This is a genomic window from Dictyobacter halimunensis (assembly GCF_036245075.1).
This window is the reverse complement of sequence record NZ_BSRI01000001.1, coordinates 3239625-3253015: the sequence shown is the minus strand read 5'-3', so window position 1 is coordinate 3253015 and position 13391 is coordinate 3239625. Positions and strand designations below refer to the sequence as shown.

The following is a 13391-nucleotide window of genomic DNA, read 5'->3' as shown; positions in this document are numbered from 1 at the left end:
ACCAGATAGGAGAGAGCACATATGCAACCCATCACCATTACAGATAACCGTCTGACAACCTTTTACAAGCAAAACGCGGATTTCGACATTTTGCACATTAACCTGAGCGACCAGACCGCATTGTCCAGATTGAACTGGCACGGTTTGGATCAGGCAAGCATCGTTGATCTGTTGAAAAAATATCAGCGCTTGCTTCGCCTCAACCCTGACCCAAACGTTGCGATGGCATTGCTGGGAGTCGCGCCGGTGCAGAGCGCTGTATCTGCCCAAGCTGCACCGTTGCCGGCCACCGAGCAGGTGCAGGCAACGCTGTCTCTAGCGGCTCAGCCCGCGCCTCCGGCTCCTGTCAGTGCCTTGCCCGCTCAGGCCGCACCTGCCGCCCCGACACCTGCCACCAGTACAGCTCAAGCGCCAGCATTGGACTCGGCGCACGCGATCGCGGCCATCCCGGCGCAGCAGTTTGTGCAGCAATTTGCCCCGGCAGTGGGAGGCGTTGAGGCCGCTCAGCAGCTTCACCAGGATGCCACGACGGTCGCCACAAAAACGGCGCTGCTGTGGGCCAATGTACAAAACGTCGTCGCCTCACCCTATTTCCGCAGCTTCCAGGTTAACAATATCAGCAGTGACATCTATCAATTCGAGCAATTTCCCGATTACCAGGAACTTTTTGGCAGTCTGAACTTCTGCACCTGTGACGAGTGCGCCTCCATCTTTGGCCCTGCCGCCTATTTTGTAGATCTGATGCGCATCGTTGATCAGTATATTACGACCCCCAATGCCGCCAGTATTCCCCCGAGCCTCAAGCTCAGCACGCGCCGTCCCGACCTGGCGCAGATCGCGCTTACCTGTGAAAATACCAATAATCTTGTGCTCTTCCTCGATGTTGTGAATGATATTCTGGCGCTCAAAATCGCCAATACGCTCTCCTTGAGCACAAGCGCGCAGACAGATCCTGTCCAGGCCAGCAATGCAACCTATCAGGCCCTGGCGAGCGCGAGCTATCCGTTTAATCTGCCCTTTAATCTCCCGCTGGAGCAGATCCGGGCTTATCTGGGACAGTTGAATACCGACCTGGCAACCGTCTATCGCACCTTCAATCTCTCGCAGGAAGCCGTCGCCAGAGAAGCGCTGCGGCTCTCACTTGAAGAGTACGCGCTGATCACGACGCCGAAACCTACTGCGGCTGACCTGAGCACTGCCTATGGGATTACGGTTTCAGCGAATGATCCGAGCATCCTTGCCAATCAGGAGACATTTCTGGCGCAGACCGGGCTGTCCCGGCAAGATCTGCAGGATCTACTCAACCAGAATCTATCGAAGGCTGAGTTGGATCATAGTACGATCGCGCACGCGTTCTATATCAATGAAGAATTGAGCGCCGGGAAAACGCTGCAGTTCGCGACCGATGGCTCCGATACCATCGCGAACCTCGATCTACCGACGCTCGATCGGCTCCAGCGCTTTATCCGTCTGAGCCGAAAACTCAACTGGTCGTTTGCTGATCTCGATTGGACCATCCAATCGTTCCAGGCTTCTGAGATTACCCCGGATCTTATCCAGAAGATCGCGAAGATCCAACAGTTGCAGGCGCGCCTCAAGCTGCCTCTCAATATACTCTCTAGCTTCTGGTCTGATCTCAAAACGACCGGTGTGGGTATGTCTGGTGCTTCTCAGGCTCCGTTTGATATTGTCTTCACTAACCCACAGTTGCTGGGGCGGCAAGCGCCTTACCATCCGCAGTATGTGGATACGCAAGGAAATGCTCTTAATCCGCTTTATACCGATGCAGTTCTCACCACGGCCAACGGCGGCAGCAGCAGAATCGCCTCCGGCTTACGCGTGGGTCTGGATGATCTGACGTTGCTGATCGCAACCTTTGGGAAAGGGGGACAGCTGGATTTCACGGTCCAGAATCTCTCTTTGCTGTACCGCCATTCCCGGCTCGCGGCACTGCTCCAGTTGCCACTTGACGCGTATCTGCTGCTCTTGAACCTGACCGGGAAGCTTCAGCCCGTCTTCGCACCCGATGATCTTCTCTCGCTGCTCGATACCGTGGATTGGCTGCGCAGTATAGGAATCAGCGTCTATGAGCTGGCCTATATCCTACGTGGCACGCCCAGCAAATATGTTGCCGGTAAGTACCAGGCCAGCAGCATCCCGACGTTTTTGCAGGTGCTACTGGCCCTTGGCATTGATCCGCAGCCCGTGTTGACGCTGGAGGATATCCTGGACTGGGCGAGCTTGACGCAGAAGCTCAATAATCCGGCACAGGCCGGTCCCGGACAACGCGTCTGGAGCCTGCTGCCTACCAGCATTCAGCAGGTGATCACGCAGGTTGCCGCCGATGCGACAAAGCTGACGGACCAGGTGAAGTCCGATCTGCTCACGGCCTTCAATGGCATTTTGCAACGACCGGATTTCTATCAAGCTGCCACTTTTTCCGGGCTGAGCATCCCGGACCCGGTCAAAGCTCTCTTGCAGGCCGATACAGTATTGTCACAGAACGAGATCCAGAAACTCAACCGTCTCCTCCTGCAAGCAGCCTATCCGCAAGAAATTGTGCAGATCACCTTCAAACAGCTCGAAGATGAGTGGAAAGAGAAACTTCTCCAGCAACTGGCGACCTTTGTGAGTAGTCCAGTGGATCGGGTAACTGCCTTGCTGGAGATCATCAATCGCCTCCTGAGCTCGTCGCTTCCAACAGGGATGCATAGTTATATCGAAGTCTTTTTAGCGCCCGTGCCGAGTGCCGATACGCTGAAATATGTTGGGCAAGTTCTGGATGCACTCTCACGGGGGCTGGTGCTGGCTGAAAAATTGCAGCTTAAAAGCAGTGAGATCGCCAGTCTGCGCACCGCGCCTGCGAGCTATGGTATCGCGACAGATTTCCTGTCCATGAGCGTTGACAACCTGAAAAGCCTTGCCGCCTTCAAGCAACTGGCCGCCGCGTTTCAGGATACACAGGATCAGCTACTGGCGTATCTGGCCAGCGCATCGGCCTCGACAACGACGCTGGCAACGATTACGGGCTGGCTCGAAGCGCAGATCCAGGAAGTAGTCAGCGGCCATTTTCAGAATCTGCCCCAGGTACTGACAACCGTGGATGGCCTGGTCCTGCTGAAGAAAGTCTTCGATCTGAGCACCTCGCTGGGCGTGAACATTGCCTTCCATGATCAGATCCTGCCGCTCGCCACGCTGCCTGTGCAGAACAATTGGGCCAGCTATACCAGCGCCGCCAGCGGAATCGTCGATACAATCAAGGCCAGGTATAACGATGATGACTGGGCGGTGGTGAATAGCCAGGTTCTAGGGGCTATCAGTGAGAGAAAACGCAGCGCCCTGGCCGGCTTTCTCATATGGAAACTGGGTCTGAAGAATCTCCGTGCGCTCACCGAATACCTGCTGATCGACGTAGAAATGAGCGGCTGCGCCTCCATCTCGCTCATCAAGCAGGGGATTCTCTCCTTGCAAATGTACCTGCAACGCTGCCGCCTGAACCTGGAGCCGGGCGTGACAAGCATCGGTATCCCCAGCGTATGGTGGGAATGGATGATGAATTACAGCATCTGGCAGGCCAATCGCAAAGTCTTCCTCTATCCAGAAAACTACCTTGATCCGGGTCTCAGGAAGAACAAATCCGATCTCTTCCAGCAGCTCGAATCCGAACTTTTACAGGCCGATATCACGCAAGAACTGGTTGAGACGGCCTATATCCACTACTTTGACAAATTCGCCGAACTGGCGAAGCTCAATATCGTTGCCAGCTATCGCTGCCAGCTGGAGCAGACAAACGACCAGGATGCCATCGACACCCTTTTCCTCTTTGCCCGAACCGCCAGCGAGCCTGCTACCTATTATTACCGCGAATGTCGCTATCCCACCGCGCCCGTGCCCACCTGGACCCCGTGGTCTAAGATCGACGTCAACATCAACGCCGAGTATATCGCGCCGGCCTTTGCCTTTAATCGCCTCTTTGTGTTCTGGGTGGAAAGCTCCCAGGCGCAGCAATCAACGGTCACCAACAACCAGGCGCAGCGCACAACTGTCCAGAAGGCCACCATTAAGTACATCCTTCAGACGGAGAGCAAGCAATGGAGACAGCCCCAGACGCTTGCCAAAGACATTATTATTGATGTGACCTCGACGGATGCAAGTATACCTGACTTTCATATCGATACCGAAAGATTGTTCTGGAAAAAGGTCTATCCGCTGACGCTGAGCGAGACGGGGACGCAACCGGAACAGCTCCTGGTCATGTTCGGAGACATCCCGGACCTGCCAACCGCGTCTCCGCCCATCCCGGCAGCTCCCAGCCAGGACCCCGGTATTACCCAATTTGATCGGCAGACCTATGAAGGGCTACAGCAAGGCTATCTTGCCACGCAAAATGGCATTCAGGGCTATGGCTCGCTGCTGCCAGCGATTACACTGAGCAGCGATGCCGCGACCGAGAACAGATATCTGCTCCTGCCACAGGCCCGAGTGCAGGCAGTAACCTCGTCGAGCGGGCTTTCCCAGGGTCGCAGCGATCTCGCCGCTACCACGGTTGGCAATCTGGCGATTTTCGTTGGGGGATATAATAGCGGCGTCGGCTTCAGCGCCGCTGTAGATATCTACAATAGCACAACAGGGCAGTGGAGCAGCGCGCAGCTCTCTAAACCGCGCACCTGGCTGGCCGCTACCGCGCTCGGCAATCTGGCCTTTTTCGTCGGAGGACAGGGCGCGGACTATCAGCCCAGCAATACCATAGACATCTACAATATCAACACCAGGCAATGGAGTAGCGCGACCCTCTCTCAGCCGCGTTTACAGCTCGCGGCTACCGCAACCAACAATCAGGCCTTCTTCGCGGGCGGTTTGAATAACAATGCTAGCGGCAACCTGAGCGACGTCGTGGACATTTTTTCTACCAGCACCGCGCAATGGAGCACGGCGAAGCTCTCTCAGCCGCGTAGTGGTCTGGCTGCCACTTCCGCAAACAATCTGGCCCTTTTCGCCGGGGGAATGGCTGCCAGTAATACCTTCAGCGACGTGGTGGACATCTACAATGCCAGCAATGGACAATGGAGCACAGCCCGGCTCTCCCAGCCCCGTTACCAGGCCGCCGCTACGGCAGCAAACAATCAGGCATTTTTTGCCGGGGGCTCGTCTGCCAGTGGGCCAAGCGACGTGGTGGACATCTACAATGCCAGCACCGGGCAGTGGAGCATGACCCGGCTTTCCCAACCTCGCTACCAGCTCGCGGCCACGGCTATCGGCAGCGTGGTGCTTTTCGCGGGAGGGTTGAGCGCCAGTGGATTGAGCGACGTGGTAGATATCTACAATGTCGTGAGTGGGCAATGGAGCATTGCCCGGCTCTCGCTGGCACGCAGCGGGCTGGCGGCAACTTCAGCAGGCGGCCAGGCCTTTTTCGCGGGGGGGATAAGTGGCATCTATAGAAACACGGTGGACATTTTTTCATCGGTAGCATCATCAGCGGTTGTTGGGATTGTGGATGGTACCACTCTTACAGCCAGAACCGTCTCTCCGCCATTGCACGCGAGCTATATGGCGGATACTGATCGAGCTTTGCTGAATCACCTGATTGGTTACTGGCCGCTGGACGAGGGTGCCGGGACCGTTCTGTATGACAGGGCAAGTAGCCATGACGGTTCAACTACGGGCCCGGCCAGCTGGCAAACGGTGACTGATTTCCCCGGAACGCAGACCCGCTCCGCGCTCCAATTTGGAACGCAGGGAGACTATCTTTCCCTGCCGCCAACAAGTATCCCCGTTGGCTTAGAGATCACACTTAGCTTCTGGGCCTATGGTGGCCCCTCGCTGCCACAGGCGGTCTCGGTCTTCTTTGCGACGGCCTCAAACTCAGCCGGAACCAGCACGCGCGTTGTCAACGTTCATCTCCCCTGGAGTGATGAGATGGTCTACTTTGACTGCGGCGTAGATACATCTGGGACATTTGATAGGATCGCAAAAAAAGCGAATTCGCTGGACTATAAAGGAAAGTGGTCACACTGGACCTTTACCAAGAATGTCAGCCTCGGGGAGATGAAGATTTATCTCAACGGCCTGCTCTGGTATGCCGAGAGTAACAAAACTCGACCGCTGGTACCTGTCACCCAGATTATGGTGGGCAACGGTTATGATGGGAAACTCGCGGAGCTCCACATCTGGGATACCGTACTCAGTGCCGAGCAGATTCTCGTTCTGGCAGCCAGCGACAGTCCCCTGCTGAAAGATGTCTCGGGACAGAATGCTGTAGCGCTGACGGTTAAGAATCAGGCTGATTGGATGACGTTTGATAATGGCGACGAAGCATTCCTTATAGTTCCCCAGGCCAACGTGCTCAAACCGCTTAGCGATGGTCTGGGCGTGCAGGAGATAAATATTCCCGGAATCAAGCGCGGCGCTCTTGCCCTGGGCTATCCTGGCGCGCGTGATGCCTCTACGCTAAGCGGCCTCAAATTCTCCTTCACCCGTCTGACAACTACGGTGATGCGCCAGTTGAGTCAAAGGGTCCTGGTTGGTGGCGTGGATCAGCTTTTGACGCCAGAGGCACAGGCAATCTTTGAGCTGGACTTCACAAGATTCCAGCCATCCAGCGCGGTCATCGCTCCCACAACGAATGCCCTGGACTTCCGTGGCCCCTATGGGCTCTACTTCCAGGAAATCTTTTTCCATATTCCTCTGCTCGTGGCAAATGCCCTGAACACGAATCAGCGTTTTGCCGAAGCGCAGAAGTGGTACCATTACATCTTTAATCCTACACAGACATTTAAAGCGGTTAATGCGCAAAATCTGCTCGGCTACTGGTCGTTTAACGAAGGGAGCGGGACCGCTCTGGTGGATACGGTGGGAAGCCATAATGGTACCATCCAGGGAACCGCGAGCTGGCAAACGGTCAGCGACTTCCCCGGCACCCCTTCTCGCGCCGTTTTGCAGTTAGGGGTCCAGGGTAGCTGTGCCTCGCTGCCACCCGCGAGCGTCCCCAGCGGATCAGAAATTACGGTCAGTTTCTGGGCCTATGGTGGTGCGTCGCTGCCAAAAATGGGATCGGTCATCTATGCCGTTGGCAGTGATGGCACATCGCGAGCGCTCAATATCCATCTGCCGTGGTCGGATGAGAACATCTACTTCGATTGTGGCTGCGATATGAGCGGTGGATACGACCGGATCGCTTACAAAGCCAGCCCCCAGGACTATAAAGGAACCTGGACACACTGGACCTTTACCAAAAATACCGCGCTGGGAGAGATGAAGATCTATCTCAATGGCCAGCTCTGGCACGCGGAGACGGGCAAAACCCGGCCGCTCATCCCCGTTTCCAAAGTGGTCGTGGGGCAGGATATCCCGGATAACGCGCTCTATGATGGCAAAATTGCCGAGCTGCGCATCTGGAACTACGCGCTCAGCCCAGAGGAGGCGCTGCTCAATGCCGGTGATCAATCAGCAGATCGCTTCTGGCGCTATCTCCCCTTCCGCGATAATTCGCAGCAGAAGTTAGAGGCGCTGCTGCAGGACAGCCAGGCGCTGATGGCCTATAATGATGATCCCTTCGATCCCGATGCGATTGCCCAATTGCGCCTGGGAGCCTATCAAAAGGCCGTGGTGATGAAGTATATCGATAATCTGCTGGACTGGGGCGATTCTCTCTTTACACAGGATTCCTGGGAGTCGATCACCCAGGCCACGCTGCTCTATCTGCTGGCCTACGATCTGTTGGGCCCGCGTCCCGAGAGCGTGGGGCAATGCTCGCCGCCCGCGCCCAAAACGTTTGCGGATATCAAGGCTCAGTATAGCAGCGGGAATATCCCCCAGTTTCTGCTGGAGCTTGAACCGATGGTCAGTAGCAATACGGCCACGGTCACCAGCCCGGCCTTTAATATGATAGACGCGTACTTCTGTGTTGGCGAGAACAATCAGTTTACGGCCTACTGGGACCGCGTTGATGACCGGCTCTATAAGATTCGGCATTGTCAAAACATCGCGGGCACGTTCCGGCAACTGGCCCTCTTCGAGCCGCCGCTCAATCCTGCCGATCTTGTACGCGCGGCCGCGAGTAATATTCCGCTGAGCGCGGTCGCCGGACTCTCAGCGCAGGTGCCGCATTATCGCTTCGACGCGCTGCTGGAACGGGCAAAGAACATCACCTCGACGCTGATCCAGCTGGGATCGACGCTGTTAAGCGTGCTGGAGAAGAAAGATGTTGAACAGCTCTCGCTTTTACGCGCGACCCAGGAGACCGTTATTCAGCAGTTGCTCAATACGACGCGCCAGAAGCAACTTGACGAAGCGAACGCCACGCTGGCTTCTCTCAACCAGAGCTTGACAGCGGCTCAGCATCGTATGGGCTACTATCAGGACCTGGTTACGAGAGGGCTTACCTCAGGCGAGCAAGACAGCCAGAACCTGCTCATCAGCGCCGTCACATTTGAAACGCTCGCCACAGTTCTAAATACGATTGCCTCGCCTGCTTATGCTATACCTACCATTTTCGGTCTTGCCGATGGTGGAGTTTCGCCCGGCGGAGTGATTGCGGCCCTTGCTGATGCCTCGGGACGGATAGCGAATACGCTCAACCTGGGCTCCTCGCTGGCCGTAACAATGGCTCAGTATGCGCGCAGGATGCAGGAGTGGCAATTCCAATTGCAAATGGCGCAAGACGATATTGATCTGATCAATAAGCAGATCGTCGCGGCACAACTCAGCGCAGATATCGCCTCGTCGGAACTAGCTACCCAGCAGAAGAGCAGCGAGCAGGCCAACGAAATCCAGGAGTTCTTGCAGCGAAAGTTCTCCAATCAGGATCTGTACCAGTGGATGCTCAATCGCCTCTCAGTGCTGTACTTCCAAATGTTTAAGCTGGCGCTGGAGGTTGCATTAACGGTCCAGACAGCGTACCAGTACGAGTTGAATCGTGACGACACATTTATTAGCTTCGACTATTGGGATAGCCTGAAGCAGGGACTGCTCGCCGGTGAGGGCTTGCTCTTCGGGTTAAGCCAGCTAGAGAAAGCCTACCTTGAGCATAATAGCCGACGCCTGGAGGTTGAAAAAACGGTTTCTCTGCTCCGGCTAGATCCGAAAGCATTCCTTGATCTAAAGAACAGCGGGAAATGTCAGTTTCAGTTGAGCGAAAAGCTCTTCGACTATGATTTCCCCGGACACTATTGTCGTCAGATCAAGACGATAGACATCTCCATCCCGGCCATCATCGGCCCCTATCAGAACATCAACGCGACCTTAACGCAGCTCTCGAACCGTGTAGTGGTGCAAGCGGATCAGAATGCTGTTGCCTACTTGTTGACAGGCCAGGGAAACCAGCCCGACACATCGATACTGAGGAGCAACTGGCGACGGAACCAGAAGATCGCGCTCTCGCGGGGTGTCAATGATAGCGGCCTGTTCGAGTTGAATTTCAGGGATGAGCGCTACTTGCCCTTTGAAGGTACCGGTGCGGTTTCGACATGGGAGTTGCGCCTGCCCAAAGCAACCAATCGTATTGACTTCGATAACCTCTCAGACATAATCATTCATCTGAGTTATACGGCCCTGGATGCCGGAGATAGCCTGTTTACGCAGAAAGTTCAGGAGCTATTAACAACGTTCGAGGGTGCTTACTACCTGAATCTCAACCAGAGTTATCCGGGAGCCTGGCATAGCTTTGTGTCCACACAGAATGGGCAGAACAGTCAGCAATTGAAGGTTGGCATCTCCAACCAGATTATCCCGCCGCATCTGACGAGTGTCAAGCTGGAAAACGTCTACTTCAAGCTCACTGTTCCCGATAGCACTATCCCGTCTGCCGCAGCGTTCTTGAGCCTCCAAATAGGCAATGGCAGCGCGACGCCGGTTTCCCTGAATAGCAGCATTGCTACGGTATCCTTCAATCCTCCACTTGACCAGTTTGTAGGTGATTGGATAATCAATGTCGATCTCACAAAAGTGCCGCAAGCATTACTCAAAAATGGCGTGTTAGATCCAGCTCTCTTCCAGAATATCGAATGTATTCTCTGCTATCAAGGAGAGATAGACTGGACCATGTAGCCGCCGTTTAGCGAAATATCAGCCTGGCCCCGCTTTTTCACGGTTACCAGGCTGATATGTTTCTGTGACTCATCAGCTCATCACTAATGGTGATTTATGTCAGGTTGCAGGGACCCTTGGTCCTCTACATCAGTCTTCAATCCTCAAGGCTTCACGTTGGTTTTTGTCCAGTTACTATGGAAACCCCACCTTCTCCCCTCCGTGCAGTTGCAGAGCCGCAAAGACACCACAGATCAGGCCCATCCATAAACGTTGCAGGTCATCCTTTTTTTTCAGGTCCCCCTTTTTTTTAGGTCCATTTTTTTCAGGTCGGCACCTGAAACGTTCAGGTCTGCACCTGAAAAAAACAGACCCATCCCGGAATTTTCAGCTCTGCACAGCCACCTCTCTGCTATACTCCTCCTGTGAGATATCTATATCAGTCTGAAAGGAGCATCCATGACAACCAACCACCACACGCCCGCTGACATCGCCGCCGGACTCTCTACGTACCATCGCGGCTTCGATCCTACCACCTGCCTGTGTGCAGAACCAACCACCCTGCTCATCTTTACCTTCGATGATACCTATGTCGACGCGCATCCCGACGAAGCCGACGTTTCAATGCTTATGCTACCTAACCCGATCCGCTCCCTCATCTGGCCCATTGCCGAAGGTGACATCCTCACTCTCAGCAAACAATATGACACCACGCAGCACCATACCCGCCCCCGGCCCGCCCTCGTCTATCAACAATGCCGCGTCACCTCCATCCACAAACGGCTCACCCACGATACCCAGCAGTTCTGCCTGAACCTCACCATCACCCTCCTCCCCCTCCATCCCCTCCCCCTGCCCCTGACGCCTCCTCCCACTGACATCATTTATTCCTGAAGAAGGCAGCGACACGTCAAATTGAGAACGCGTTGAGGACGGATGGGAACACTACCGAAAGAGAACAGGCTCATCCGTAAAATTTTCAGGTCTCATCAGGCACCACTCGAGTATACTTTCATCGAAATCTACGTATCTCTGTAACAAAAGAAAGGCAGCAGCACATGAAACGGAACACTATCCCCTCGAACCGGCTCGATATCCAAACACCCATTCTTCCCTCTATCCACCTTCCCGACCCGGAAGGTCCGGTCCCTCCAGATATTCGTCTCATTCTCACCAACCGGCACACCACCTCCCACACCCCTCCCACCAGACTCGTGCTCATCACTCCTGCCTCCCCTCGACCGGTGCGCCGTGCCACCGAAATCCTCGCCCACTATTTCAAACGCGAATTTTACTATGACTTTGCTGGTTATACCGCTGATGAACAACCCCATCCCAACGATCGCGTCTTTCTGCTGACCCAACATCAGATCGGCATTGGCGAGGCCGCCGTGGGCGTCATTGTCTTTCGCTGGCATACTCCCGCCATGCAGTTGCAAGAACGCTATCTCGCCTGGCTCTGGATTCATCCCTACCTGCGAGGAAAAGGTTTGCTCTCTTCCTACTGGCCCGGCTTTCTCCGTGCCTACGGCACCTTTCTTATTGAGCCTCCCCTCTCCCCTACCATGAAACACTTCTTACGCACACACGCTCCTCTTACCCTCCAGCGCCTCCAGCCCTATCTGCCCAGTGGCAACCAACCGCAACATGATCCGGAGGATAACCCGTCTTCCCCACTCTCTGAGAACAAAACAGTTCCCATCTCATAGGCACATTTCATGGCGACAAAGGAAGCGTGCCTCTGGCACGCCTGCGCGATTTATCCTGGCTTTTTGAAAGTCTGGACGAAAAAAGGCCAGGTGCTCTAGTATCGTCACCGAGAATATGAAATGACAGTACTATGAAAACGGTATTGCACCATCTAATAGTTTCACAAAGGAGTATGACGTATGCGTATCAAATCCAGCGATGTCATTGCAGGCCAGCCCGCCTTTGCAATGCGCACATTTCTCAAAGGCATGCAAGGATACATCGGAACTGCCGAAACCATTGCGGAACACTTTCACACCGATATGGCAACGGCCAACCAGATCATGCTGGCCCTTCTTCACGAAGAATATATCGAACCAGACAGGGATCAAGACCATTGGCACAATAGCATCAAGGGCAATGCTCTGGTCAATGCGACCGCCAGAAAACCCATTACCAGAACAACGGCCGATCGCCTTATTGCAGAGTTCCTCGCACGCGTTGGCGAGATCAACGCCGGACCCTATGCCTACCGTATTACCAAAGTGATCCTCTTTGGAAGCTACCTGAGTGAACAACCAACGCTTGGTGATATTGACCTGTCTCTGGTCATCGAAAAACGCTACCCCGATCCAAAACAGCAGGAGAAACTCGAAAAAGAACGCATCCAGGCCGCGCACCAACAGGGCAAACAGTTTCACACCTTTCTTCAGCAACTCTTCTGGCCGCGTCAGGAAGTGCTTCAGCATCTTAAGCACCGCTCACCTTCCCTGTCCCTGCACGAAGAGGAGATCGAACATATCCTCGCACAACCTGTTCCCTCATCCATCCTTTTTGAAGAGGCCACCACCTCCAGCTGATACCCTCTCTCACAGGGCAGCACACCACAGCAAGGGTGCCTCCTGCCAGGCCAATGAACACGGCAGAAAAAACGGGAACATACACACAGTGAGCAAAGCGTGTCAAGATAGAACAACACCATAGAATGGAGGAATCACACCATGGGATCAGCAATTGACCGTTTTCAAGCGCGCAAGCAACGCTTCGAACACTACTTGCGTGAACACAATATTCCCTTTATCTCCGATATTCAAACAGAGAATCTCAAACAATCCTTCATTCTCACTGATCCCTCCAGGCGCGAACTCGCACGCGCCTTACTCAGCCATGACAGAATCTTCATCATCACAACCACCTCCCCCATCATCATTGACCTCCTGCGCCCCTGGAGTGCGCAGGAACACTGCAACTTCTCCATTAATCAGGAAGATATCGCTGAAGAGCTCGCCCGCCAGTGGGGCCATTATCTGCTCCTCGACACACAGCCATCCCTCCCTCCTCACCACACCGCCCCAATCAGCAGCGCACGCCTCTCCACCAGCGATCATCCCCTTGTCGAACTTGCGGAACTCTCCGGTTATATTGTCGTGCTTTCCATCACCGCCACCCCTCCCTCCCATTGCTATCATCTCCTGACTCCCTCCTCACATTGTCTCACCCATGGCCCTGCCCTCACTCCTCTGCTCGCATCATTCATGACGCCCCCAACTTCGCATGACCTCCCGACCATACCCTGCTCCCTCCATGCATCCAACATTGAACTCCCATCCACACCAAACATCCCAGGCCATAGCGATTCAGCAGATACAAATAGTGATCGCTTTAGATGAGACATGCTT

General features: G+C 54.6%; 5 protein-coding genes. All 5 read left to right on the top strand.

What is annotated here, in order from left to right; translation table 11 throughout:
• Positions 1-21: 21 nt before the first annotated feature.
• Positions 22-10044, top strand: a complete 10023-nt coding sequence (locus tag AABA21_RS13320; protein ID WP_338250714.1) for a Tc toxin subunit A-related protein — start codon at positions 22-24, stop codon at positions 10042-10044.
• A 438-nt stretch (positions 10045-10482) separates the two neighbouring features.
• Positions 10483-10917, top strand: coding sequence for a hypothetical protein (locus tag AABA21_RS13315; RefSeq protein ID WP_338250712.1), 435 nt, complete (start codon positions 10483-10485; stop codon positions 10915-10917).
• 164 nt (positions 10918-11081) lie between these two features.
• Entirely contained in the window at positions 11082-11732 is a 651-nt protein-coding gene (locus tag AABA21_RS13310; RefSeq protein ID WP_338250710.1) for a hypothetical protein, read from the top strand.
• Between the two features lie 180 nt (positions 11733-11912).
• The gene (locus AABA21_RS13305; protein WP_338250708.1) at positions 11913-12572 is read left to right on the top strand and encodes a hypothetical protein; all 660 of its coding nucleotides are present in this window, start codon (positions 11913-11915) and stop codon (positions 12570-12572) included.
• A 141-nt stretch (positions 12573-12713) separates the two neighbouring features.
• Positions 12714-13382 (top strand): hypothetical protein, encoded by a 669-nt coding sequence (locus AABA21_RS13300; RefSeq protein ID WP_338250706.1) that lies wholly within the window; start codon positions 12714-12716, stop codon positions 13380-13382.
• Positions 13383-13391 lie beyond the last annotated feature (9 nt).